19 protein-coding genes and 1 tRNA gene are annotated in these 25,819 nt (G+C 71.7%); 6 read left to right on the top strand and 14 right to left on the bottom strand.

All coding sequences use genetic code 11. The features are described 5' to 3' along the window. Positions 1-24 precede the first annotated feature (24 nt). Positions 25-1,257: a radical SAM family heme chaperone HemW gene (gene hemW / locus HEP85_RS13845; protein WP_168528052.1), complete on the bottom strand. Its 1,233-nt coding sequence runs from the start codon at positions 1,255-1,257 to the stop codon at positions 25-27. 106 nt (positions 1,258-1,363) lie between these two features. Continuing rightward, positions 1,364-3,466 carry a SpoIIE family protein phosphatase gene (locus HEP85_RS13850; protein ID WP_369657708.1) on the bottom strand — a complete coding sequence of 701 codons (2,103 nt, stop codon included), beginning with the start codon at positions 3,464-3,466 and terminating at the stop codon, positions 1,364-1,366. A gap of 145 nt (positions 3,467-3,611) precedes the next feature. On the opposite strand from HEP85_RS13850, the gene HEP85_RS13855 reads away from it, so the two are divergent. The 3 genes from HEP85_RS13855 to HEP85_RS13865 are packed head-to-tail and all read left to right on the top strand — an operon-like array spanning position 3,612 to position 4,867. Next, on the top strand, positions 3,612-4,001 hold the full coding sequence (locus HEP85_RS13855; RefSeq protein WP_168528053.1) for a hypothetical protein: 390 nt from the start codon (positions 3,612-3,614) through the stop codon (positions 3,999-4,001). 5 nt (positions 4,002-4,006) lie between these two features. Further along, on the top strand, positions 4,007-4,270 hold the full coding sequence (locus HEP85_RS13860; RefSeq protein WP_168528054.1) for a hypothetical protein: 264 nt from the start codon (positions 4,007-4,009) through the stop codon (positions 4,268-4,270). Between the two features lie 12 nt (positions 4,271-4,282). After that, entirely contained in the window at positions 4,283-4,867 is a 585-nt protein-coding gene (locus HEP85_RS13865; protein WP_168528055.1) for a two-component system response regulator, read from the top strand. Positions 4,868-5,027: 160 nt separating this feature from the next. Here HEP85_RS13865 and HEP85_RS13870 read toward each other — a convergent pair whose 3' ends face one another. Beyond that, complete coding sequence (locus HEP85_RS13870; protein WP_168528056.1) at positions 5,028-6,941, bottom strand: long-chain fatty acid--CoA ligase; 1,914 nt, start codon at positions 6,939-6,941, stop codon at positions 5,028-5,030. A 226-nt stretch (positions 6,942-7,167) separates the two neighbouring features. Next, on the bottom strand, positions 7,168-9,036 hold the full coding sequence (gene lepA, locus HEP85_RS13875; RefSeq protein ID WP_168528057.1) for a translation elongation factor 4: 1,869 nt from the start codon (positions 9,034-9,036) through the stop codon (positions 7,168-7,170). A 224-nt stretch (positions 9,037-9,260) separates the two neighbouring features. Between lepA and rpsT the strand changes: the two genes are divergently transcribed. Further along, positions 9,261-9,527: a 30S ribosomal protein S20 gene (rpsT, locus tag HEP85_RS13880; protein WP_168528058.1), complete on the top strand. Its 267-nt coding sequence runs from the start codon at positions 9,261-9,263 to the stop codon at positions 9,525-9,527. Between the two features lie 272 nt (positions 9,528-9,799). Here the strand turns inward: rpsT and holA are convergent, their stop codons facing one another. From holA to leuS, 9 genes are all read right to left on the bottom strand, one after another. Beyond that, a complete protein-coding gene (gene holA, locus HEP85_RS13885) occupies positions 9,800-10,786 on the bottom strand; it encodes a DNA polymerase III subunit delta (RefSeq protein ID WP_211117952.1) in 987 nt (328 codons plus the stop codon). A gap of 323 nt (positions 10,787-11,109) precedes the next feature. Next, positions 11,110-11,355, bottom strand: coding sequence for a hypothetical protein (locus tag HEP85_RS13890; protein ID WP_153290665.1), 246 nt, complete (start codon positions 11,353-11,355; stop codon positions 11,110-11,112). 99 nt (positions 11,356-11,454) lie between these two features. Further along, entirely contained in the window at positions 11,455-12,336 is an 882-nt protein-coding gene (locus HEP85_RS13895) for a YceI family protein (RefSeq protein ID WP_329287818.1), read from the bottom strand. 197 nt (positions 12,337-12,533) lie between these two features. Continuing rightward, the gene (locus HEP85_RS13900) at positions 12,534-13,361 is read right to left on the bottom strand and encodes an arylamine N-acetyltransferase (protein ID WP_329287819.1); all 828 of its coding nucleotides are present in this window, start codon (positions 13,359-13,361) and stop codon (positions 12,534-12,536) included. 4 nt (positions 13,362-13,365) lie between these two features. Further along, on the bottom strand, positions 13,366-15,903 hold the full coding sequence (locus HEP85_RS13905) for a ComEC/Rec2 family competence protein (protein ID WP_369658118.1): 2,538 nt from the start codon (positions 15,901-15,903) through the stop codon (positions 13,366-13,368). A 101-nt stretch (positions 15,904-16,004) separates the two neighbouring features. Continuing rightward, entirely contained in the window at positions 16,005-17,195 is a 1,191-nt protein-coding gene (locus HEP85_RS13910) for a ComEA family DNA-binding protein (RefSeq protein ID WP_211117953.1), read from the bottom strand. A 248-nt stretch (positions 17,196-17,443) separates the two neighbouring features. Continuing rightward, positions 17,444-18,289, bottom strand: a complete 846-nt coding sequence (locus tag HEP85_RS13915; protein WP_168528062.1) for a DegV family protein — start codon at positions 18,287-18,289, stop codon at positions 17,444-17,446. A gap of 69 nt (positions 18,290-18,358) precedes the next feature. After that, positions 18,359-19,090: a hypothetical protein gene (locus HEP85_RS13920; protein WP_211118218.1), complete on the bottom strand. Its 732-nt coding sequence runs from the start codon at positions 19,088-19,090 to the stop codon at positions 18,359-18,361. Between the two features lie 266 nt (positions 19,091-19,356). Further along, positions 19,357-22,254: a leucine--tRNA ligase gene (gene leuS, locus HEP85_RS13925; RefSeq protein WP_168528064.1), complete on the bottom strand. Its 2,898-nt coding sequence runs from the start codon at positions 22,252-22,254 to the stop codon at positions 19,357-19,359. 414 nt (positions 22,255-22,668) lie between these two features. Between leuS and HEP85_RS13930 the strand changes: the two genes are divergently transcribed. Beyond that, entirely contained in the window at positions 22,669-23,979 is a 1,311-nt protein-coding gene (locus HEP85_RS13930) for a cytochrome b/b6 domain-containing protein (protein ID WP_329526326.1), read from the top strand. After that, on the top strand, positions 23,976-25,595 hold the full coding sequence (locus tag HEP85_RS13935; RefSeq protein WP_168528066.1) for an NADH-quinone oxidoreductase subunit NuoF family protein: 1,620 nt from the start codon (positions 23,976-23,978) through the stop codon (positions 25,593-25,595). The genes HEP85_RS13930 and HEP85_RS13935 overlap by 4 nt, the downstream gene beginning before the upstream one ends. A gap of 50 nt (positions 25,596-25,645) precedes the next feature. On the opposite strand, the gene HEP85_RS13940 is transcribed toward HEP85_RS13935, so the two are convergent. After that, positions 25,646-25,718, bottom strand: a tRNA-Ala gene (locus HEP85_RS13940). Between the last annotated feature and the right edge of the window lie 101 nt (positions 25,719-25,819).

Genomic DNA, 25,819 nt, shown 5'->3' on the forward strand with positions numbered 1-25,819 from the left:
CGCGGACTGTAGGCGAACAGGCGTTCAGTCCACCAGATCCCGGACCACCGCGTCCGCGAGCAGGCGTCCGCGCAGCGTGAGGACGGCGCGGCCCTCGTCGTAGGGACCGTTCTCGAGAAGTCCGTCGGAGAGCGCGCGACGGGAGGCCGAAAGCCCTTCCGGCCTGAGCAGGGAGAGCGGGCAGCCCTCGCGGAGCCGCAGTTCGAGGAGGATCCGCTCGACGCGGCGGTCCTCGCCGGAGAGCAGCTCGCGCCCCGCGCCGGGGGACCTCCCGGAGGCCAGCGCCGCCGCGTACGCCCCGGGGTGCTTCACGTTCCACCAGCGCACGCCGCCGACGTGGCTGTGGGCCCCCGGCCCGGCCCCCCACCAGTCCGCGCCGCGCCAGTACAGCTCGTTGTGCAGGCACCGGCCGGCCTCGGAGGTGGCCCAGTTGGACACCTCGTACCAGTCGAAGCCCGCCGCCGCCATCACCTCGTCCGCGATGAGGTAGCGGTCCGCGTGGACGTCGTCGTCCGTCATCGGGACCTCGCCGCGGCGGATGCGCCGGGCCAGCTGGGTGCCCTCCTCGACGATCAGGGCATACGCGGAGACATGGTCGGGCCCGGCGCCGAGCGCGGCGTCCAGCGAGGCCCGCCAGTCGTCGTCGGACTCGCCGGGCGTGCCGTAGATCAGGTCGAGGTTCACATGCGCGAAGCCCGCCGCGCGGGCCTCGGCGACACAGGCCTCGGGGCGCCCGGGGGTGTGCGTGCGGTCGAGCACCTTCAGGACGTGCTGCCGGGCGCTCTGCATGCCGAAGGAGATCCGGTTGAAGCCCCCGGCCCGCAGGGTCGCGAGGTACTCCGGGTCCACGGACTCCGGGTTCGCCTCCGTGGTGATCTCGGCGTCGTCCGCGAGCCCGAACTCCTCGCGGACCGCGCCCAGCATCCGTACGAGGTCGCCGGCGGCCAGCAGCGTCGGCGTGCCGCCCCCGACGAAGACCGTACGGACGGGGCGCGGGTCGTCACCGAGCACCTTGCGGGCGAGCCTGACCTCGTCGATCAGGGTGTCCGCGTAGTTGTCGCGGGAGGCGAGCACGCCTCCGGAGCCCCGCAGCTCGGTCGCCGTGTAGGTGTTGAAGTCGCAGTACCCGCAGCGGGTCGCGCAGTACGGCACGTGGAGATAGAACCCGAGGGGGCGGTCGGCGGCCCCGGCCAGGGCGTGCGCGGGCAGCGCCCCGTCGTCGGGGACGGGCTCACCGTCGGGGAGTGCGGAAGGCATGTCTTCCATTGTCCCGTACTCGGCCGCATGCCCCTTTCCACGGTCGCCCGCGTTCCGGACGCCGGGGTGTGAAGGGGATCCGGGGCTCGGGATGCCAGTGCCCTCGCTACTCGGCCTGCAGCACCAGCAGGGCCAGGTCGTCCTCCGGAGGCCCGCTGCCGAACTCGTGCACCAGTCGCCGGATCCGCTCCGCGACCAGCTCGGCGCCGAGCCCCGTACAACCCGCGAGGGCCTGCGCGAGCCCCTCGTCGTCGTCGAACTGGCGCGGCCCGCTGCGGCGCTCCGTCACCCCGTCGGTCACGCACAGCACGGTGTCGCCCGGGTACAGGTCCAGGGTCTCGGAAACGTAGGTCGCGTCCTCGAAGACGCCGAGCAGCGTCTGCGGCTCGGCCACCTCCCGTACGTCACCGTCGGGGCCCAGGATCAGCGGCAGCGGGTGTCCGGCCGACGCGAGGGTGCAACGCACGCCCCCGTCGAAGGGCACGAGCTCGCCGTACAGCATGGAGAGGAAGCGGGTCTGCGGGCCCTCGTCGGGGCCGAGGGAGGACCCGCCCGCGGCCACCAGCGCGCGGGCCGCCGCGTCGGCCGCCTCCGTCGCGTCGTCGAGCAGGAGCTGGTTGAGACGGTCGAGGACGTCGGCGACCTGGTAGCCCTCCCGGGCCAGCAGCCGCACCCACGGCCGGGCGAGGCCGATCACGACGGCGGCCTCGGGCCCCTTGCCCTGCACGTCGCCGAGGACGAAGCACCAGCGCCCGTCACCGGCCGGGAACAGGTCGTAGAAGTCCCCGCTGGGCCCGCCCTTGTCGAGCGGCTCGTAGACGAGGGCGCTGCGCACGCCGGGGATCTCGGCGACCGCGCCGGGCAGCAGACCTCGCTGGAGGACCCGGCTGATGGTGGCCTGCCGCGCGTACTGGCGGGCCGCGCCGATGGCGAGGGCGATCCGGCGGCTGAGGTCCTCGACGAGTCCGGTGATCTCGTCGGGGAAACAGGTCAGTCCGGCCCGCCCGATGACGACGGTCCCGAGCGGCCGCCCGCCGGCGATCAGCCGGTAGGCCAGCGCCGCCCCGCCCGGTCCGCCCACTCCACCCGGTCCATCCACTCCTTCTGGTCCACCCATCACGCCCGCGCCGGCCAGCATGTCGCCCGCCCCCAGCGTCTCCCCCGGCCAGGGCACGGGTACGGCACGGGAGCGCACCGAGTCGGGCAGCCGGGGCGGGTCCTTCTCCAGCGCCCGGCGCAGTTCCTCGATGCGGTTCTCACTGCCGTGCCAGACCCGGGCGAGCCGCGGCCCGAGCGCCAGCCCGAGACCGCCCGCCCGGTCGGTGGCCTCGTCCTCCAGCCAGACCGCGCACCAGTCGGCGAGCCGGGGCACCAGGAGCTGTCCGGCGAGCGCGGCGACCAGGTCCTCGTCGAGCTGGCCGGCGAGCAGGTCGGAGGCCTCGGCGAGGAAGGACAGGGCACCGCGGTTGAGCCAGTCGTGGTCACGGGACGGATCACGCCTCGGTTCCGCGGTGGTCGTCCCGCCGTCGAGCGCCCCGATCCCGCGCTCCCCGGCGTACGCCCCGGTCTCCGCGCCGCTGCCCGTCCCCGCGCCGCCCGTCCCCGCGACGACACCCGGACCCCGGTCGACGCCCGGTTCCCCTGCCGCGGCCGGGCCGGTGTCGCCCGCCGTCTCGCCCCTCGCCTCGCCCTCCAGTCCGAACCCCGCGCCGAATTCCGCCGCCCCGTCCACGGGCAACCGCGCCCACACGGTCTTCACGCCGGTGCGATAGGTGATGCCCCAGGCCTCGGAGAGCGTGGAGACGAGCCGTAGCCCGCGCCCGTACTCGGGTGTGCCGTAAGGGCGTTCGGCCGCGTCCTCGCGCACCGCGCGCGAGGGGTGGTGGTCGGAGACCTCGACGATCACCGCGTCCAGCACACCCGTCCCGCCGTCGTCGCCTATCTCGAGCCGGCACACCAGCTCCACGTCCGTGCCCGCGTGCACGACCGCGTTGGTGACGAGTTCGCTGACGATCACGACGGCGTCGTCGCGGAGGCGCTCGCCGACCGTCTCGGCGCCGGGCAGCGCGAGTGCGGCCCAGTCGGCGAGCGCCTCGCGCACCAGCCGACGGGCGGCGCCGGGCGCGAGCGGAGTGCCCGGCAGCGCCGCGTGCACCACCGTCTCCAGGTCGGCGCGGTGGTGCGCGGGCGCGTCAGGGGCATGCGCCATGGAGTCCCGCCGGGACTCCCGTTGCGTCGGAATGGCCCCCACTGTGCAGCTCCCTGAGCAGTTCGGACGATTACGCCTCAGGCGACACGGACAGAGTGACAGACTGGCCCCGCCCATAAGCGCCGAGTTACCGAAGTGGGCCGCCATGAGTGGGAACAGTGCTACGCGTGTGCTCGAAGACGGACAGAATCGGGCATTCGAAGACGGCCGGGTCCGGGCGCCCGATCCGCGTCCGCCGCTCGCCGCGACGACCGCCGCACACGACGGCGACTTCACCGAGGTGCCGGAGGCGGGGTACGGCCCGGTCGCGGAGCCGCGCACCGCGTTCGACCGGATCACCGGCGGCGACTTCACCCAGCGGGTCGGCCCGCACCACCGGAACCGTCAATTCAGCCGCGAAATGCGCGGGTTGGGCCGCGTCGAGAACAAGACGGCCGATCAACTGCCGCTCTTCACCGGCGAGGTGCCCCGGGTCGCCCGCGAGGCCGACGCCGGGAGCCGTCCCGGCGGCCGGGCCAAAGTGCCGGGACTGTAGGCCAGTTGCTGATCGTGGACGACGACATCGACGACGTCTTCGCGCTCACCGCGCGCGCGGTGCCGGGAGACCGCGGGAAGTCCGTCGCCCGCGGCGCCGACGGCTGCGTACCCGAGCCGGCGGACGTCGATCAGCGGCCGACCGTCGCCCGCGCCCTCCTCGACACGGAGGGCCCGGGCCTCGAAGCGCGGGACGACAGCGCTCCCGAATCCGTTGTTCCGGGACCGAGTACGACCGGGGAGGCCGCGGTCCCGCCGACGACCGAGTGAGGAACAGTCACCATGAGCGCTGAGGAAACGACCGACGAGCGCGCCAGCATCCTCCTGGTCGACGACATGGAGGACAACCTGATCGCGCTGGAGGCCGTCCTGGGGTCCCTCAACGAGCCTTTGGTGCGCGCGCGTTCGGGCGAGGAGGCGATGAAGGCGCTGCTGCGGCAACGCTTCGCCGTAGTCCTCCTGGACATCCGTATGCCCGGCATGGACGGCTTCGAGACCGCCGCGAACATCAAGCGGCTCGACCAGACCAAGGACGTCCCCATCATCTTCCTGACCGGCACCGACGCCGACGCGGGCTACGCCTTCCGCGGTTACGCCACCGGCGCCGCGGACTATCTGACGAAGCCGTTCGACCCCTGGGTGCTGCGCGCCAAGGTCACCGTGTTCCTGGACCTGCACCGCAAGAACCAGCAGCTGGAACGGCTGCTGGCCCAGGAACACGTCCACGCCGCCCGGATCGGCACGCGCCTGGCCGCCCTGGAGAAGCAGTTGGCGACCCAGGACCCCCCGAACGTGCCGGACCTGCGCAGGCAGGTGGGAGAACTGCAGCACCTGGTGGCGCGGGTGGCCGGCACCCGCGCACCCTGAGGGGCGCCGCGGGTGCCGCCCGCGCGTCACTCTCCCGTCCGGAGGCTTCGACCCGGATGCGGCCTCACCGGACCCGCGGCCCCGCCAGGACCCGCAGCCTCGCCAGGACCCACTGCCGGGCCGGCCCGCGGCCGGGCGAGCGGTCCGGCCGCCCCGGGGCTCAGGCCTCGCGCGTACCGGCGTACATCTCCTCGATCAGCCCCTTGTACTCCCGCTCCACGACCGGCCGCTTGAGCTTCAGGCTCGGCGTGATCTCCCCGTGCTCGACGTCGAGGTCACGCGGCAGCAGGCGGAACTTCTTGATCGTCTGCCAGCGCTGGAGCCCGCTGTTGAGCTCCTTCACATAGCCCTCGATCAGCTCGACGGTGACCGGGGCGGCCACGACGTCGGCGTACGACCTGCCCTCCAGCCCGTTCTCCTTCGCCCACTCCAGGATCGACGGCTCGTCGAGGGCGATGAGGGCGGTGCAGAAGTTCCGGTCGGCACCGTGCACGAGGATGTTGGAGACGTAGGGGCAGACCGCCTTGAACTGGCCCTCGACCTCGGCGGGCGCGATGTACTTGCCGCCGGACGTCTTGATGAGGTCCTTCTTGCGGTCGGTGATGCGGAGGTAGCCGTCGGGGGACAGCTCGCCGATGTCACCCGTGTGGAACCAGCCGTCCGCCTCCAGGACCTCGGCGGTCTTCTCCGGCAGCCTGTGGTAGCCCTCCATGATGCCGGGGCCGCGCAGCAGGATCTCGCCGTCGTCCGCGATGCGCACCTCTGTGCCGGGCAGCGGCTTGCCGACCGTGCCGGTGCGGTAGGCCTCGCCGGGGTTCACGAAGGAGGCGGCGGAGGACTCCGTGAGGCCGTACCCCTCCAGGATGTGGATGCCGGCGCCCGCGAAGAAGTAGCCGATCTCGGGGGCCAGGGCCGCGCTGCCGGAGACGCAGGCGCGCAGCCGGCCGCCGAAGGCCTCGCGGATCTTGGAGAACACGAGCGCGTCCGCGACCTTGTGCTTGGCCGCGAGCGCGAAGGGCACGGAGGCGGTGCCGGTGCGGCGGAAGTTGTCCTGACCGGCCTTCGCGTACTCGCGGGAGACCTCGGCGGCCCACTGGAAGATCTTGTACTTGGCGCCGCCGCCGGCCCGCGCCTTGGCCGCGACCCCGTTGTAGACCTTCTCGAAGATGCGCGGGACGGCCGCCATGTACGTCGGCTGCACCACCGGCAGATTCTCGATGATCTTGTCCACCCGGCCGTCGACGGCGGTGACGTGCCCGACCTCGATCTGGCCGGAGGTGAGCACCTTGCCGAAGACATGGGCGAGCGGCAGCCAGAGGTACTGCACGTCGTCGGGACCGAGCAGTCCGGTCGAGGCGATGGCCTTCGCCATGTACGCCCAGTTGTCGTGCGGGAGGCGGACCCCCTTGGGGCGGCCCGTGGTGCCGGAGGTGTAGATGAGGGTGGCGAGCTGCTCGGCGGTGATCGCGCCGACCCGCTCCTTGATCAGCTCGGGGTTCTTCTCCAGGTACGCGGCGCCACGCGCCTCCAGCTCGGCCAGGCTCAGGACGTCGTCGCCGGTCTCGACGCCGGCCGGGTCGATGACGACCACATGCGTCAGCTCGGGCAGTTCGGCGCGCTTCTCCCGCACCTTGGCGAGCTGGGCGGCGTCCTCGGCGATCAGGACCCGGCTGCCCGAGTCGGAGAGGATGAACGCGGACTCCCCGGCGTTCGTCTGGGGGTAGATCGTCGTCGTGGCCGCGCCCGCGCACATGATGCCGAGGTCGGCGAGGATCCACTCGACCCGCGTGGAGGAGGCGAGCGCGACGCGCTGCTCCGGCAGCACACCCAGTTCGATCAGTCCGGCCGAGATGGCGAAGACCCGCTCGGCGGCCTGCGCCCAGCTCAGCGACTTCCACTCGTCCGCGCCCTGACCCGCGGGGGCACCTGCCCCCTCGGTCGAGGCCGGACGTCCCGCGGCGGCTGGGACGGGGTAGCGGTAGGCCTCGGCGTCCGGCGTGGCCGCCACACGCTCCAGGAAGAGGGCCGCCACGGACGGCGGACGGTTCTCGATCAGGGTCTGTGTGTCGCTCACGACATCCTCCGGGGCCCGCGACAGTGCGGCTGGCTGGCTCATTGCGGCTGTTGTTTAACTCGCGAGTAACTAACGAGCAGTGATCAGAGTAGAGCGCGTCCGGCCGGTGCGTAAGAGGCGGCGTCCTGTCACTTCCTACAGAGAGCGACGGTACGCATGGGCGAGGGCCCGCCACGCGTACGCGCAACGGGCCCTCGAAATCGGCGAATCGGCCTACCTGGGGCGGCTACTTCTTGCCCTTGGCCCCGCCGCCGCTGTCGTCGCTGGACAGCACGGCGATGAAGGCCTCTTGCGGAACTTCCACAGAGCCCACCATCTTCATCCGCTTCTTGCCCTCCTTCTGCTTCTCCAGCAGCTTCCGCTTACGGGAGATGTCACCGCCGTAGCACTTGGCGAGGACGTCCTTGCGGATGGCGCGGATGGTCTCGCGGGCGATCACACGGGAGCCGATGGCCGCCTGGATCGGCACCTCGAAGGCCTGCCGCGGGATCAGCTCGCGCAGCTTGGCGACGAGGCGGACACCGTACGCGTACGCCTGGTCCTTGTGCGTGACCGCCGAGAAGGCGTCGACCTTGTCCCCGTGCAGCAGGATGTCGACCTTGACCAGGCTGGAGGTCTGCTCGCCGGTGGGCTCGTAGTCCAGCGAGGCGTAACCGCGGGTCTTGGACTTCAGCTGGTCGAAGAAGTCGAAGACGATCTCCGCGAGCGGCAGCGTGTAGCGGATCTCGACCCGGTCCTCGGAGAGGTAGTCCATGCCGAGCAGGGTGCCGCGCCGGGTCTGGCACAGCTCCATGATCGAGCCGATGAACTCGGAGGGCGCGAGGATGGTCGCCCGCACGACGGGCTCGTAGACCTTGTCGATCTTGCCCTCGGGGAACTCGCTCGGGTTGGTGACGATGTGCTCGCTGCGGTCCTCCATCTCGACGCGGTAGACCACGTTCGGCGCGGTCGCGATCAGGTCGAGCCCGAACTCGCGCTCGAGCCGCTCACGGATCACGTCGAGGTGCAGCAGCCCGAGGAAACCGACGCGGAAGCCGAAGCCCAGCGCCGCCGAGGTCTCCGGCTCGTACACCAGCGCGGCGTCGTTGAGCTGGAGCTTGTCCAGGGCGTCGCGCAGCTCGGGATAGTCGGACCCGTCCAGCGGATACAGGCCCGAGAAGACCATGGGCTTGGGGTCCTTGTACCCGCCGAGCGCCTCGGTCGCACCCTTGTGCAGGGTGGTGATCGTGTCACCGACCTTGGACTGGCGGACGTCCTTCACGCCGGTGATGAGGTAACCCACCTCGCCGACACCGAGCCCGTCGGCCGACTTCATCTCGGGGGCCGAGACACCGATCTCCAGCAGCTCGTGGGTCGCGCCCGTGGACATCATCCGGATGCGCTCACGCTTGTTGAGCTGCCCGTCGATGACACGCACGTACGTGACGACACCGCGGTAGGAGTCGTAGACCGAGTCGAAGATCATCGCGCGGGCGGGGGCGTCCTGGACGCCGACCGGGGCGGGGATCTCGGCGACGACCTTGTCCAGCAGCGCCTCGACGCCCAGGCCCGTCTTGGCCGAGACCTTGAGAACGTCCTCGGGGTCGCACCCGATGAGGTTGGCGAGCTCCTCGGAGAACTTCTCCGGCTGGGCGGCCGGCAGGTCGATCTTGTTCAGTACGGGGATGATCTTGAGGTCGTTCTCCATCGCCAGGTAGAGGTTGGCGAGAGTCTGCGCCTCGATGCCCTGGGCCGCGTCGACAAGCAGGACCGTGCCCTCGCAGGCCGCGAGGGAGCGGGACACCTCGTACGTGAAGTCGACGTGCCCGGGGGTGTCGATCATGTTGAGGATGTGGGTGCTGCCCGGGTTCTCGGAGGGCGCCCAGGGCAGCCGGACCGCCTGGGACTTGATCGTGATCCCACGCTCGCGCTCGATGTCCATGCGGTCGAGGTACTGAGCGCGCATCTGCCGCTGATCAACCACCCCGGTCAGCTGGAGCATGCGGTCGGCGAGCGTGGACTTGCCGTGGTCGATGTGCGCGATGATGCAGAAATTGCGAATCAGAGCCGGGGCGGTACGGCTCGGCTCGGGCACATTGTTAGGGGTCGCGGGCACGCAGGGTCCTGTCTCTTGAGGCGCCTGTCGCCTCGGGTCGGATCGATACGTAGGCTCCATGGTCCCACGGGTGGGGAGCTGCGACCGGTTTGGGCCGGTCGTGCGGCGGCTGGTAGCCTGGGTGGCTGTGTCTCATGCCCTCTCTGCACGAGGCACACCCCAAGGAAATCAAACGGCGGGCGAGACGTGCTGTCTCGCGCGCCTGAACCTGTAAAGGCTCATTCGTGGCGAACATCAAGTCCCAGATCAAGCGGATCAAGACCAACGAGAAGGCCCGGCTGCGCAACAAGGCCGTCAAGTCCTCTCTGAAGACCGCGATCCGCAAGGCCCGCGAGGCTGCTGCCGCGGGTGACGTCGAGAAGGCCACCGAGTACACGCGCGCCGCGTCGCGCCAGCTCGACAAGGCCGTCTCGAAGGGCGTCATCCACAAGAACCAGGCCGCCAACAAGAAGTCGGCGCTTGCTTCGAAGGTCGTTGCCCTCAAGGGCTGAGTCCTACTCGACTTGACCGCCGGAAGGGACCCAGCGGGCCCTCTCTTCCGCTCCTGACCGGCACCCCCGGATCCGTGCGCGACCTGCGTTCGCCACGCGGGCACGGATCCACAGGCTTGAACCGAAGGCCCCGCCCGTCCTCCTTCCCCAGGAGCGCGAGCGGGGCCTTCGTTCTGCCCGGTGCCATGTCCGGCGATTCCCGTCGGGGGTTATGGGACAGCCCCTAGGCCGTGTTGTGAAAGTCCCGCCCGCCTCGCGGCGCCCGGCACGCCCTAGCCCCGTCGGGACCGAGCCGCCCGGGCGATGGCCACGACCGCCTTCTCCAGCGCGTACTCGGGGTCGTCCCCACCGCCCTTGACCCCGGCATCCGCGTCGGCGACCGCCCGCAGCGCGACGGCCACCCCGTCCGGCGTCCATCCCCGCATCTGCTGCCGCACCCGGTCGATCTTCCACGGCGGCATCCCCAGCTCGCGGGCGAGATCGGCCGGCCGCCCCCCGCGCGCGGAGGACAGCTTCCCGATCGCCCGCACGCCCTGCGCCAGCGCGCTGGTGATCATGACCGGCGCGACCCCGGTCGACAGGGACCAGCGCAGCGCCTCCAACGCCTCCGCCGCCCGCCCCTCCACGGCCCGATCGGCCACGGTGAAGCTCGACGCCTCGGCCCGCCCGGTGTAGTACCTGCCGACGACGGCCTCGTCGATCGTCCCCTCGACATCCGCGGTCAGCTGGGACACCGCTGCCGCCAGCTCCCTCAGATCACTCCCGATGGAGTCGACGAGCGCCTGGCAGGCCTCCGGTGTCGCGGACCTCCCCAGCGCCCTGAACTCACTCCGCACGAACGCCAGCCGGTCCGCCGGCTTCGTCATCTTGGGGCACGCCACCTCACGGGCCCCCACCTTGCGCGCGGCGTCGAGCAGTCCCTTGCCCTTGGCCGCGCCCGCGTGCAGCAGCACGAGGGTGATCTCCTCGGCCGGCGCGCCCAGATACGCCTTCACGTCCTTGATGGTGTCGGCCGACAGATCCTGCGCGTTGCGTACGACCACGACCTTGCGCTCGGAGAAGAGCGACGGGCTCGTCAGCTCGGCGAGCGTGCCGGGCTGCAACTGGTCCGGGGTGAGGTCCCGGACGTCCGTGTCGGCGTCGGCGGCCCTGGCGGCGGCCACCACCTCCTGCACGGCACGGTCGAGCAGGAGATCCTCCTGGCCCACGGCGAGCGTGACGGGGGCGAGAGGGTCGTCTTGTGCGGTCTTCTTGGCCATTCCCGAAAGCATCCCACGCGCCACTGACAACCAACGCCGCACGGTACGGCCCGGCCGGCACGGGTGCCCGGACGACACGCGAGGCGTCGCAGGACGGGTGGGGGGCGTACGACGGGCCGGGGACCGTACGACGGGCCGGGGACCGTACGACGGGCGGGGGCCGTATGGACACGTCCCCGGTCCACGGCATCCGCGCAGCCGACGCAGCACCTGCACGCCCCGTACGTCCGCACGTCCGCGCGTCCCACGCCCCGCCCCGCTCGGCACCCGGCACCCGGCACCCGGCACCCGGCACCCGGCGGAGCCTTGCGCGCGGCGGACCTCTACGGTTCCTCGCGCCAGCCGTCCCACTCCGCGGCGAACTCGTCCAGCTCCTTCGGATCGAGCCGCTCCTCGGAATCCGTCAGGACGACCAGCCACTGCGCGTCCTCGGCGTCGTCCTCACCGGCCAGCGCGTCCCGGACGAGCTGTGGTTCCTCCGCGAGGCCGAACCGGTCGCCGACGGCCTCCGCCGCCTCTTCCGCCGCGTCGCGGTCGGGCAGCACCAACACATGTCTCACGTCACTCACGAGGACATTTTCCGCTACGTCCGGCCGGGCCGACGCCCGGGTCCGTCATGACGCCGGCCCCGGTCACCGCACCGGTCAGCGCACTCGTCAGCACACCGGTCAGCCCTTCTGGACGATCTGCACGTCCAGCTCGATCCTGATGCTCGGCCCGACCACCGCGATGCCCCGCGCGAGCATCGTCTGCCAGCTGACGGTGAAGTCGTCGCGGTGCAACTCGGTCGTGGCCCGGCAGGCGGCCCGCACCTCGTCCTCCATCCCGTTGCCGAGCCCGAGGTACTCCGTGTCGAGCGTGACCGTGCGCGTCACGCCGTGCAGCGACAGCGCCCCGGTCACCGCCCAGCGGCTGCCGCCCCGGTGCACGAAGCGTTCGCTGTAGAACTCCAGCGCCGGAAAGCGCGCCACGTCCAGGAAGTCCCCCGACCGCAGATGGTCGTCCCGCATCCTGACGTTGGTGTCGATTGACGCCGCGTCGATCACCACATGCATCGCCGACTGCTCCATGTCCTCGGCGATCCTTATCGCCCCGGCGAACGTGTTGAACCGCCCGTGGATCCTGGCCAGCCCGATGTGCCGTGCGGTGAAGGCGATCGACGAGTGCATCGGCTCGATGTCCCAGTCGCCCGGCCGCGGCAGGACGGGCGGCTGGGCGACCTGCAGCGTCACATCGCCGAGCGAGGCCAGCGTGTTCTCCCCGACGACGGCGTTCGCGCGGTAGGGCGTGTACCCCTCCGCCGACACCGCGAGCCGGTACTCGCCGGCCGGCACCGTCGCCACGAACGACCCGTACGGGTCCGTGCCTCCGCCCATCACCTTGCGCCCCATGGCGTCACTGACCGCGAACTCCGCGTGCGGCACGGGTTCGTTGACCGCATCGAGCACCCGGCAGCTCAGCACTCCGGCGCTGGGCGGCATCCGCACCGCGGCGAGAGGACCCGTCCGTTGCGCCCGGTCCGTTCGGTTTCGCCACCAGCGGCCGATCATCTACGACACTCCCGCACCACTTGAAAACATCTGTTGACAATGATGCATTCGATCACCAGTGCGGCTTTCGGGGCAACACGGGGGTACATCGCGGGAATCCAGCACATGTGCCGGGACTGCGACCGAGTAACGCCTTTTGACCTACGCGTGCCCCCGTGTGCCCGCCCCGGCGGTCACCCCCTCCGCCGACGCTCCGGTCAGGCCTTCCGCACCTCCGGCACCTGGTCCAGTTCGATCCCGAAGCGTTCCCGGTAGACCGCCAGCACCTCCTCGTCCGTGGCCGGCTCCGTCACCTCCTTCGTCCCGTCCGGCGCTGTCACCGTCAGGCTCCGGCCGCTGAGCGTGATCCGCCCCCCGTCCTCCGTGACCCGCGAACACACCGTCGAGCGGCCGAAATGCGACATCGGCGAGGTGCTGTGCCACCAGGCGCCGGCCACGAAGTCCCCGAGCACCCGCGGCCGCACCTCCAGGCGGTACTGCGGTCCGGCGTTCCGGATGACGTCCAGGTCCTCGGCCTCCCGCCGCCCTCCGACTCCCCGCACCCCTGCCGCGTCCGGTCCCGCCTCGACGACCCTGAACGTGCCGCCCGGATCCGCCTGTTCGCTCCGCTCCCCGAAAGCCAGCGGATAGTGACTGTGCGCCCCGAAGCCGACGTCCGCCAGCCAGTCGCCCCCGTCCACCGTCCGCACCCGCAAGGCGAGGTGGTCGTACGGAATCCCGAGCCGTCCCTCGTCGCCGTACGTCCGGGCCGAGAGAAGCGTCACATCGAAGCCCAACGCTCCCAGCAACGCCCCGAACAGACCGTTCAGTTCGTAGCAGAAGCCGCCCCTGCGCGCGCCCACCACCTTGTCCAGCAGGTGTTTCTCCTCCAGCACGATCCCCTCTCCCAGATGGATCGACAGGTTCTCGAACGGCACCGTCTTGAGATGGCGGAGGTGCAGCTCACGCAGCACCCCGGAGGTGGGCCACGCCGGGTGCTGGGCACCGATCCGGCGGAGGTAGGCATCAGCCTGTGCGGAATTCATGACCTCAGTCTCTCGCCACGCCCAGCTCCGCGCCCGCACCGACGACAGCCAGTGCCCCGTCCCTGTCCGTCCGCAGCACCACGGCACCCCCCGCACGCAGCGCCGCGACCGTGCCGGGAGCGGGGTGCCCGTACGGGTTGTCCCTCCCGCAGGAGATCAGAGCGATCCGCGGAGCGACCCTCCGTATGAGCTCCGGATCCTGGTAGGCGGAGCCATGATGGGCGACCTTGAGCACGTCCACGGCCGCCAGCTCACCGGCGACGGGCGACCTCAACAACGCCCGCTGGACCGGTGGTTCGAGGTCCCCCAGGAGCAGCATCCGCAGTCCGGCCGACCGGACGAGCAGGGCGACACTGGCGTCGTTCGGACCGTCCGGCACAGGGCCCGGCGGACTCGGCCCCGGCCACAGCACCTGCCATTCGAGGCTTCCCGTCCGCCGTCGCTCCCCGGCCACGGCCCGCGTCACCTCGATGTGCCGCGCGGCCGCCTCCCGCCGGACGAACTCGGCCTGGTCCGGCGGCTCCTCGAAACCGGTCGTCTCGATCGCCCCCACGGAACGACCGCGCAACACCCCCGGCAGCCCCGCCACATGATCGGCGTGGAAGTGCGTGAGCACGACGAGCGGAATCCGGGTGACACCGAGCGCGCTGAGACAGTGGTCGACCAGCCCCGGGTCCGGCCCGGCGTCCACCACCACCGCGGTGCCGTCGCCCGCCGCCAGCACCGTCGCGTCGCCCTGCCCCACGTCGCACATCGCGAACCGCCAGCCGGGCGGCGGCCATCCCGTGATCACCCTGGTGAGCAGTACCGGCCGCACCACGACCAGCAGGAACACCATCAGGCACACACCGATCGCCCAGGGGTGCTTCAGGAGCCGTCGGCCGAGGAGCACGACGGCCGCCGTGACCAGGGCGAGCAGCAGCGCCCCCGTCCAGCTTCCCGGCCAGTCCACGGCCCCACCGGGCAGGGCCGCCCCGGTCCGGGCGATGTCCGCGATCCACCGGGCCGGCCAACTCGCGCACCACGCCAGTGCCTTGGCGACCACCGGGGTGAGCGGGGCGGTCGCCAGCGTCGCGAATCCCAGCACGGTGGCCGGCGCGACGGCGAACTCCGCGAGCAGATTGCACGGCACCGCCACCAGGCTCACCTGTGCCGAGAGGACGGCGACGACCGGTGCGCACAGCGCCTGTGCGGCTCCCGCGGCCGCGAGCGCCTCGGCCGGCCGGGGTGGCACCCCGTGCCTGCGGAGCGCCGCGCTCCAGCGCGGGGCGAGCGTGAGCAGGGCGCCGGTCGCCAGGACGGAGAGCAGAAAGCCGTAGCCACGGGCCAGCCAGGGGTCGTACAGCACCAGCAGCAGTACGGCCGTGGCCAGCGCGGGGATCAGTGATCTGCGGCGTCCGGTCGCGATGGCGAGCAGGGTGATCGAGCCACAGGCCGCGGCCCGCAGCACGCTCGGATCGGGCCGGCAGACGATCACGAAGCCGAGTGTGACCGCGCCGCCCAGCAACGCGGTCGTCCGCAGTGGAACGCCGAGCCGAGGTGCGAGGCCGCGCCGCTCGGCGCGCTGGGCAAGGCCGGGCGGTCCGATGAACAGGGCCAGCAGAATCACGAGGTTTCCGCCGCTGACCGCGAGCAGATGCGTGAGATCCGTCGCCTTGAACGCGTCGTCCAGCTCCGGTGTGACCCGTGCGGTGTCCCCCACGACCAGCCCCGGCAGCAGGGCCCGCGCGTCCGCTTCCAGTCCGCCGGTCGCCTGCCGCAGTCCCTCGCGCAGCCGGCCGGCGAACCGCTGCGGCCCGGACGGCTCCCCCACCACCTGCGGCGGCCCGCTCCCCCGCACGCGCAGCACTGCCGCGACCCGGTCCCCGTCCGACAGCGCGGGCGCCAGCCGCCCTGCCAACCTCACCCGGGTGGACGGCAGGAGCGACAGCCAGGGCGACCGCCGGTCGGCCGCCCCGGGCGAGTCTCTCGGCGCCCTCGCGTCGACGATCACCAGCACCGGCGTACGCGTCTCCACGGCTCGTCCGCTCCCGTCCGCCCGCGTCACCCGCCGGACCTCGGCGTCGATCAGCACGGCGGTCGGAGCCGCGTGGTCCCCCTTGATCCGTGGCCGGGTGAGCCGTGCGTCGGAGGTGACCTCCGCCTCGACGGTCACGTGGGCGAACTGTCGCGCCAGGGACGGGACCGGCCCCCGGCGCACATCCGCCCCGTGCAGTCCCGCGGAGGCGGCGGCCGCCGCGGCGCAGAGCAGCACGGCGGCGACGGTCACCCTCGGCCACGTCGTCGGCGTCGGTGGCGTCGCTCGCGGTCGCGGTCCGTCCCTCCGGCCCGTGGCGTGTGTGCGCCCGCGTCCCGCCGCCAGCAGGGCGCAGGCCACGACCACGCAACCCACCACCACAGCGGTGGTCCAGCCGGCCGGCGCGTCCAGCGTCAGCGCCGCCGTCCCCCAGGCCGCCAGAGCGGGCGGCACGAGCCGCAGGTCCGCCGGCCCTTCCTCCTGGGGATGCGACCTCCCCAGCCGCTTGCCCGAGGCCGCGTGCACGGCCCGGCGATTCCTGACCGCGCGGCTGTCCCTGACCACACGGGTGTCCGGTGTCTCGGAGGTGTTCCTGGCCTCACGGGTGATCCCGGTCTCGCGCGTGCTCACGGCCGCACGAGATTCTGCAGATCGGCGAACCGGCGGTCCCCGATTCCGTTGACCTCGCGGAGCTCGTCGACCGAGTGGAAACCCCCGTGCTCGGTGCGGTACTCGACGATGTGCTGGGCGAGCACCGGACCGACACCGGGGAGGGTGTCGAGCTGCTCCACGGTGGCCGTGTTGAGGGAGACCGGAGCCGATGGTGCCGTCCCGGAGCCGGGTGCGCCCGCACCACCTGCGAGGGAGCCGCCGCCCGTGACCGGCGCCGTCACGGGTGCCGGAGCACCGACGACGACCTGCTCGCCGTCCACGAGGAGGCGCGCGCGGTTGAGACCCTCCGTGTCCGCCCCTGACCGCACCCCGCCCGCGGCCCGCAGCGCGTCCTCGACCCGTGACCCGGCGGGCAGGCGCTGGAGCCCGGGACTGCGCACCTTGCCGCTGACGTCCACCACGATCACGGTTCCGGCAGGACCCGCGGTGTTCGCCGCCCCGGCCGGGCCGCCCGGTTGCGCCGACGACGGTTCCGTGACTCCGCTTCCGCCCTCCGGCTCCTCCTTTCCGCCGAAGGGAGCGACCGCCCGTACCGCTTCGGGAGCCCGCACCGGTTGTGTCCGGCCCGCCCAGAAGTGCTGCACGGCGAAGACGGCGGCGACGACGAGCAGCACACCGAGCGCCGCCAGACTCCGGCGCTCCAGGCCACACCTCGACTGGAGCCACAGCGGCATCCGCTCCCGTACGGCGAGCCCGGCCCGGTGGCGCCACTCGGCCGCCGCGCCGCGCGCGGGAACGCCGGTACCCGCGGGGCCGCCCGGGGCCGGTGCCGGAGCCGCTTGATCTGAGGGCGCGTCGGGCGGAGGACCGTCACCGCTCCGCGCGGACCGGTCCCCGCCCCGGCCGCGGGCGGCCCCGAGCCCAGCCGAGGTTCTCGCCCTGGGAGCTCCCACGTCCCGGTCCGCCCCCGGTGGTCCGTGCCCCGACTCCTCTTCCTCCCGGCCCGATTCGGGGAAGAGCGCCCGCGCGCGCAGGCGGAGCGCCTCGGCGGGGGCGTCATGGCGCCGAACGTCGGCGCCGGGGCGGCTTCGCGGGTGCGGACGGCGGGGGTGGGTGCGGCGATGGTGGGTGCGGCCGTCGGAGACGGGACCGCGCCCCGGTCCACTGGTCGGTGTGGCTGTGCGTGAGCGGGATCGAAGTGCCATGCGTCGAGGATCCGGCACCTCGCCATCTCGCGATGATCTTGCTCAATTCCGGTGGACGACCCACGAGTTGTGGACAACTCCGTCACCCGCAGGGCTCACAGCCGACATACCCGGCCCGGCCGGCACGGCATACTCCGCGTACCCGGCCCGGCCCGGCCGCCACGGCATACCCGAAGTGACCGGCCCGGCGGGCACGATCGCCACGGCCGACGCGATCAGCACGGCCGGTCCACCGGTTCCCCCCGCCCTCACCGAGGCGAGATGACGGCCCCCAACAACCCTGGCCCGGTGTGCGCCCCGATCACCGCACCGACCTCGCTCACATGCAGATCGGCCAGACCCGGCACCCGTGCCCGCAACCGGTCCGCGAGGGCCGACGCCCGCTCGGGGGCGGCCAGGTGGTGGACGGCGATGTCGACCTGGGCGCTGCCCGCGCGTTCGGCCACGATCTCCTCCAGCCGGGCGATCGCCTTCGAGGCCGTGCGTACCTTCTCCAGGAGTTCGATGCGGCCGCCGTCGAGTTGCAGCAGCGGCTTCACCGCGAGCGCGGAGCCGAGCAGCGCCTGCGCCGCACCGATCCGGCCTCCGCGGCGCAGATAGTCGAGGGTGTCGACGTAGAAGTACGTGGAGGTGCCGGCGGCGCGCTTCTCCGCGGCCGTGACCGCCTCGTCGACGGTGCCTCCCGCCTCCGCGGACTGGGCCGCGGCCAGCGCGCAGAACCCGAGGGCCATCGCGACCATCCCGGTGTCCACCACGCGCACGGGCACGGGAGCCTCACGCGCCGCGAGGACGGCCGCGTCGTAGGTGCCGGAGATCTCGGCGGACAGATGGAGGGAGACGATGCCGGTCGCTCCCGACTCGGCGATCGCGCGGTAGGTGGCGGCGAACACCTCGGGGCTGGGCCGGGATGTGGTGACGGGGCGCCGCTTCTGGAGTGCCTGGGCCAGGGAACGGGCCGAGATCTCGGTGCCTTCTTCGAGCGCCTGGTCGCCGAGGACCACGGTCAGGGGCACCGCGGTGATGCCGTGGCGCTCCATCGTCCGGGGCGGCAGGTAGGCCGTTGAATCGGTGACGATCGCGACATGGCGGGACATGAGCTGGAGGTTACCCGCCGGGGCGCCCGGACGGCAGCCCGGCCCCTCTCACCTGGGGTCCAGGTCGGGTCAAGTCGTGCTCTCGGGGCGGGGCTTCTTCTGCCAAGGGTAGGTGGGACGCCGCCCCGGCGGGGTGATGGCGGAGCGCGACGGCTCGTCGGCCGGGTGCGACCGAGGGGGCCCCGGCCAGGTCTGGCTGCCGGAGGCGGTCGCGTCCGGACCCGGTGCGTCGGGCCAGGAGGAGGTGGCGTTCGGCTCGGTCGTCCAGTGCCGCAGCGCGCCCGCCTCGACGTCGATCTGCGCGCTCAGCGAGTCCAGATCGTCCTCGGCGAACCGGCGGGCCCGGTCCCGCGCGGCCCAGCGCAGCGAGTCCGCGGACCCGGTGATCCGCTCGGTACGCTCGCGCAGTCCGGGCAGCCGGGTGGCCAGGGTGCCCTTGTCCGGTTCCGTCTCCAGGCGCTTGAGTTCGCCGTCCAGCTCCCGCCCGTGCGCGCTGAGCCGCTCGAAGAGCCCCAGGGATTCCCTCAGGGACTCGTCCTCGCCGACGCCCGCGTGCAGCGCGTCCTGTGTGGCCCGCATCGAGGTGCGCAGCTTCAGGCGCAGCTGGGCGATCTCGCCGGCCGCGCCGAACTGGGTGAAGGTCCTGGCGCGAAGCGTGCTGTCCTCGACCGTGCGGCGGGCCTGCGAGATCGTGCGGTCCACGCCGCGCCTGGCGGCGCCGATCACCCTCACCGTGGCATAGGCGCCCAGGACCACGAACAGCAGGAAGAGCAGAGCGATCACTGCGATCACGGCTTCCACCACGCTCCTCCTCCCGACGGTCGCGGCGACTGCCACGACACTCCTCAACGGTAAACGCAACGGGCAGGTCCGGAGTTCCGGAAGAACCCCGAACCTGCCCGTAGGGGACTACCCCGACGTCCCTGCCCGAAAAGGGGCCGGCCGACGGGGAGACCTCACGTGATCCCCGCGCGCGAACCTGCCCGCGGGGCCACGCGAAACCGCCAGGGACACCCGACCGCCATGGACACCTGTGAGCAAGCCGCGCGCGAGCCCTCCGGTCCGCCCTAGGCGGTGACGATGTTCACCAGCTTCGGCGCCCGCACGATCACCTTGCGGATGCCCGCGCCGTCCAGCGCCGCGACGACCTTCTCGTCGGCCAGCGCGATCTTCTCCAGCTCCGCGTCGGAGATCGACGGGGAGACCTCCAGGCGCGCCTTGACCTTGCCCTTGATCTGCACGACGCAGGTCACGGCCTCGTCCACGACGTACGCCGGATCGGCCACGGGGAAGTCCTGGTGGACCACCGAGTCCGTGTGACCCAGCTTGCGCCACAGCTCCTCGGCGATGTGCGGGGCCAGCGGCGCGATCAGCAGCACCAGTGCCTCGGCGACCGTCCGCGACACCGGGCCGCCCGCCTTGGTCAGGTGGTTGTTCAGCTCGGTGACCTTGGCGATGGCCGTGTTGAAGCGCAGGCCCTCCAGGTCCTGGCGCACACCGTCGATCGCCTTGTGCAGGACCCGCAGCGTGTCCTCGTCCGTGTTGTCCGTGCCGTCCTCGACGACGGTGACCGCGCCGGTCGTCTCGTCGACGACGTTGCGCCACAGACGCTGCAGCAGCCGGTACTGGCCGACCACCGCGCGCGTGTCCCACGGTCGCGACACGTCCAGGGGGCCCATCGCCATCTCGTACAGGCGCAGTGTGTCCGCGCCGTACTCGTCGCAGATCTCGTCCGGAGTGACCGCGTTCTTCAGGGACTTGCCCATCTTGCCCAGCAGCCGGGAGACCTTCTCGCCCTGGTAGTAGTAGGCGCCGTCGCGCTCCTCCACCTCGGCGGCCGGTACGGCGATGCCACGGCTGTCGCGGTACACGAAGGCCTGGATCATGCCCTGGTTGAACAGCTTGTGGAACGGCTCCGCCGAGGAGACATGGCCCAGGTCGAACAGGACCTTCGACCAGAAGCGCGCGTACAGCAGGTGCAGCACGGCGTGCTCGGCGCCGCCCACGTACAGGTCGACACCGCCGGTGGGCCGGCCCTCGCGCGGGCCCATCCAGTACTGCTCGATGGCCGGGTCGACCAGCTTCCGGTCGTTGTGCGGGTCCAGGTAGCGCAGTTCGTACCAGCAGGAACCGGCCCAGTTGGGCATGGTGTTGGTCTCGCGGCGGTACTTCCGCGGGCCGCGGCCGTCGCCCAGGTCCAGGGTGACGTCGACCCAGTCCTCGTTGCGGGACAGCGGCGTCTCCGGGGAGGTGTTCGCGTCGTCCGGGTCGAAGGTGCGCGGTGAGTAGTCCTCGACCTCCGGCAGCTCCAGGGGCAGCATCGACTCGGGCAGCGCGTGGGCGACGCCGTCCTCGTCGTACACGATCGGGAAGGGCTCGCCCCAGTAGCGCTGACGGCTGAACAGCCAGTCGCGCAGCCGGAAGTTGACGGTGCCCTCGCCGATGCCCCTGCGGGCCAGCCACTCGGTGATGCGCGCCTTGGCCTCGACGACGCCCAGACCGTCCAGGGAGACCTCGGCACCCGAGGAGTTGACGATCTTCGCGTCGTACGAGGCGAAGGCGTCGTCCCACGTCGAGGGGTCGGTGCCCCGGTCGTCGCTCGGCTCGACGACGCAGCGCATCGGCAGCTCGAAGGCGCGCGCGAACGCGAAGTCGCGGGTGTCGTGCGCCGGGACGGCCATGATGGCGCCGGTGCCGTAGCCCATCAGTACGTAGTCGGCGATGAAGACGGGGATCCGCTCGCCGCTGACGGGGTTGGTGGCGTACACGCCGGTGAAGACGCCGGTCTTGTCCTTGGCCTCGGCCTGACGCTCGACGTCGGACTTCGACGCGGCCTGCGCGCGGTAGGCGGCGACGGCCTCGGCCGGGGTGGCGTGCGCGCCGGTCCACACCTCGTGGGTGCCCTCCGGCCAGGCCGCCGGGACGAACTTGTCGACCAGCGGGTGCTCGGGGGCCAGCACCATGTAGGTGGCGCCGAACAGGGTGTCCTGGCGCGTGGTGAAGACCGTGATGGCCTCGCCGTCGACCGGGAAGTCGACGCGGGCGCCTTCGGAGCGCCCGATCCAGTTGCGCTGCTGCAGCTTGATGGCCTCGGGCCAGTCCAGCGCTTCCAGGTCGTCCAGCAGGCGGTCGGCGTACGCCGTGATCCGCATGTTCCACTGCCGCAGCTTGGCCTTGAAGACGGGGAAGTTGCCGCGCTCGGAGCGGCCGTCCGCGGTGACCTCCTCGTTGGCCAGTACGGTGCCCAGCCCGGGGCACCAGTTGACGGGCGCGTCGGAGGCGTACGCCAGCCGGTACTCGCTCAGGGTGTCGGCGCGCTCGGTGGCGGTCAGCTCGTTCCACGCGCGCGCGTGGCCGTCAGCGCCCGCGACGGCACGGTCACCGCTCTCGAACTGGGCGATCAGCGCGGAGATCGGACGGGCCTTGCCGGCCTCGTCGTCGTACCAGGAGTTGAAGATCTGCAGGAAGATCCACTGGGTCCACTTGTAGTACTCCGGGTCGATCGTGGCGAACGACCGGCGCTTGTCGTGGCCCAGGCCCAGCGCGCGCAGCTGGACCTTCATGTTCTCCATGTTGGCCTCGGTGGACACGCGCGGGTGCGTGCCGGTCTGCACGGCGTACTGCTCGGCGGGCAGGCCGAAGGCGTCGAAGCCCAGGGTGTGCAGGACGTTGTGACCGGTCATCCGCTGGAAGCGGGCGAACACGTCGGTGGCGATGTAGCCCAGCGGGTGCCCCACGTGCAGACCCGCACCGGACGGGTACGGGAACATGTCCATGATGAACTTCTTGGGCTTCGCGGCCAGCTCGGGATCGCCCGCCAGGTCACCGCTGGGGTTCGGTGCCTCGTACGTGCCCTCGGCGTCCCAGAAGTCCTGCCAGCGTGCTTCGATCTCCGCGGCCATCGCGGCCGTGTAGCGGTGCGGCGCTGCCACCTCGGAGGCGGCAGCGGGGTTCGTCTCGCTCATGATCCTCAAAGCTCCATCGATCGTCTCTGCCAGCGGCTCAGAAATGAAAAATCCCCTCGCACAGGAGGGGAGGCCGCGCCGATTCCGACCACGGGTCGTCAGTGGTCGGGACTGATCAGCGCGGCTCACTAAGCAGAAGGCGTACGGCACGCATGGCGTCAGGGTACCGCAGCACCCGCGCGCGTCGCGACGGGCTTCCGGGGCACGCGACACGCCGCGCGACGGTTACGATCGCGCCAAAAAACTGAACAATATTCAAATATTACTTCGCGTAACGGACCCTAAGGGACAACACAAGGGCCTGGCGGCCCTTTGATAACAACGTAATAACTCAATCTCGTATCCCTCAGGAGGGACTCGACCTAGAGTGCCGCTTCGGGACCGCTTCCCCGAACCGTTGGGAGTAACCCCCCTATGAACCCTCGTCGTAATGGCAGCACTCTTCCCCGCCCAGGCCGCTCCGCCTATGGAGTGGCCACCGCTGTCATTCTGCTTCTCATACCCGTGGTCGTACTGGCAGGAGGCAACGGAGTCCGGGACTTCCTCAACTTCGGCGCCGGCGTGCTGTCGCTGGTCGCGCTCTCCTGCTCCGTCATCTGGGGGCTGGTGGCGACCGACCGGCTGTTCCTGAACACCCGCCAGCGCCTGGTGGCGCAGGCGGTGCACCGCACGACCGCCGTCTCCTCGGTCGCCTTCCTGCTGCTGCACATCACGGTCAAGCTGGCGCTCGACCACACCGTGCTCATCGCCGCGCTGATCCCGTTCAGCCTCGGCGTCTCCGGGACGGCCGGACTCATCGGCTTCGGCTCCCTGGCCGGACTGCTCATGATCTTCACGGCCGTCACCGGGGCGCTGCGTGGCGCCTTCGCGTCCCCCGCCCCGATCGCGGCCCGCTGGCGCGCGATGCACATGCTGGCCTACCCGGCCTGGTGCTCCGCGCTGATCCACGGCCTCTACGCGGGTCGACAGGCGAAGCCGATCTTCACGATCCTCTACAGCCTGTGCCTGGTCGCGGTCATGGCCGCGCTCGCCCTGCGCGCGGCGCCCGCCCCCTACAAGCGCAAGGTCGCCGACCGGGTCCTCGCGCTCCTCGGCGAAGGCAACGGCTACAGCGCCCGCGTGGCACGCGAGGAGCAACTGACGGCATCCCGTGCCGCCCTGGCCGAGAACACCATGCCGGGCTTCGCGCCGCGCCCCGGCCGGCAGTCCGCGGGAGACTCCTTCGTGCCGCCGCAGCGCACCCCGGGCCCCGAGCAGTCGCTCTACCAGACCCCGGCGGACCCCGCCGCGGGCGGGGCGCCCGGTTTCGCGGCCGCCTACCGGGCCATGTCGGGAACGCCCGGCGGGAACGCGGGGGCGGCGCCGACCGAGCGCTTCCAGATGCCGGTGAACACGCAGCCCACGGAGACGTTTGCGCGCGCCGACGGCAGCAGCCCGTCGGGCAGTTGGCCCATCCCCTCGCCGCCGCCGGTCGGCGAGGCGCCGCGCTCCGCGTACGACCCGCTCGCCGACACGGGATACAACATCCCCGTCTACGACAATTCGGCCACGGCCGGCTACGGCACGAGTGATGTGTACGACACCGGTGAGACGAACCCCGCCTTCGGCACGTACAACACCAACGACACGTACGACAGCGGTCCCACGACTGACGTACTGCCGGGTGCCTTCGACGCTCCTGGCTCCGGTGAACCATGGAACGCCCCTTCCGGAGGCTTTAAGTGAACGAGGCCCTGCCCGACGTCCCGGAGGTCCGCGTCGTCGGACTTCCGCAGCTCACGTCGGGTTTCGACCTGGTTGAACGGCTCGATCTGCCCATGCACCTCAAGGTGCACGGGCCGCTCGAGCCGATGGGCGGTGAACAGCTCGCGGGCCTCGCCGAGGCCATCAACCTGAAGGGCCGCGGCGGCGCGGGCTTCCCCTTCGCCAAGAAACTGCGCTCGGTCGCCGAGTCGGCCATCAGCAAGGGCATCAGGCCCGTGGTGGTCGTCAACGGAAGCGAGGACGAACCCGCCTGCCGCAAGGACACGGTGCTCATCAACCGTGCCCCGCACCTCATCCTGGACGGAGCCCTGCTGGCGGCGGAGGCCATGGGCGCGCGCACCCTGGTCATCGGCGTGACGCGTGAGTCCACCCAGAGGTCCATGGAGGCCGCGCTGGCCGAGCGCGGCCTGAGCGACCGGCGCGGATCGCCGCTTCGCGCGCGCGTGCAGCGCAATCCGGTACGCATGGTGACCGGGGCCGCGGCCTCGCTCATCCGCTCCATCGACGGCGGCCCGGCCATCCCGCCCGGCCGCAAGATCAGCGCGTCGCAGACCGGCGTCGGCGGCGCGCCCACGCTGCTGTCGAACGCCGAGACGTTCGCGCAGCTGGCCATCGCCGCCCGCATCGGCCCCGACCGCTACCGCAACACCGGCCTGTACGACGAGCCCGGCACCGTCATGCTCACCGTCTCCGGCGCGGTCGCGCGCCCCATGGTGATCGAGGTTCCGACCGGCGTACCGCTGCGGTACGTGCTCCAGCTCGCCGGTGCCCCGCCCATGCCGCAGGGCGTGCTGACCGGCGGCTACCACGGCAAGTGGCTGGACGCGGCGACTGTCAACGAGGCGATCGTCTCGCGCAACAACCTGGACGCCGTGGGCGGCGCGCTCGGCGCCGGCGCGATCCTCCCGATCACCCAGGAGACGTGCCCGCTGGGCGAGTCGCTCCGAGTGGCGCAGTGGCTGGCCGAGGAGAGCGCGGGACAGTGCGGTCCCTGCTACCTCGGCCTGCCCGCCGCGGCGCGCGGTCTGGAGGACATCCTCAACGGCGGTGGTCCGGCCGCCCTGGAGGCCGTGAAGCAGGTCGCCAAGGCCGTGAAGCGACGCGGCGCGTGCTCCCACCCGGACGGCTCGGCGATGTTCATCGAGTCGACGATCAAGGCGTTCACCGACGACCTCGCCGCGCACGTCCTCGGAAACGGGTGCGGAAGGCCCGTGGAGGGCGTTCTGCCGCTCTTCGAGGGCGGCCAGACCCCGACGGGCATCCCGGGCGGCCAGGCGCTGGAGGAGGCGGGCCCCAGCCGCCAGAAGATCTACGTCGACTGGACGCTGTGCCGCGGGCACGGCCTGTGCGCGGACATCCTTCCCGAGGTCTTCGAGCTCGGCGCGGACGGGTTCCCCACCGTCGCGCAGGCGCAGGTCCCCCGGTACGCGGAGGCGAAGGCGCTGCGGGCCGTACGCCGCTGCCCGGCGCTCGCCCTGCGCATCGAGGAGGACACCAGATCCTCCGCCCCGGCACGCAACAACCTGCCGGTGCTGTCCCAGCGCCGTGGCCGCCGGGCGCTCGGCAGCGGCCGCTGAACACCACGAAGGCGGGCCACCCGGATCGGGTGGCCCGCCTTCAGATCCTGTGGAGCTAAGGAGAATTGAACTCCTGACCTCCTGCATGCCATGCAGGCGCTCTACCAACTGAGCTATAGCCCCTTGTTCTGCTCCGCCCGGTCTCCCCGGCGGCGAAGCAAACATTACACGGTCCTCCCCGTGCACCACCAAATCGATTCCGCACCGCTCGGACAATACGGACA

Source organism: Streptomyces sp. RPA4-2, assembly GCF_012273515.2.
GTDB classification, from domain to species: domain Bacteria; phylum Actinomycetota; class Actinomycetes; order Streptomycetales; family Streptomycetaceae; genus Streptomyces; species Streptomyces kaempferi.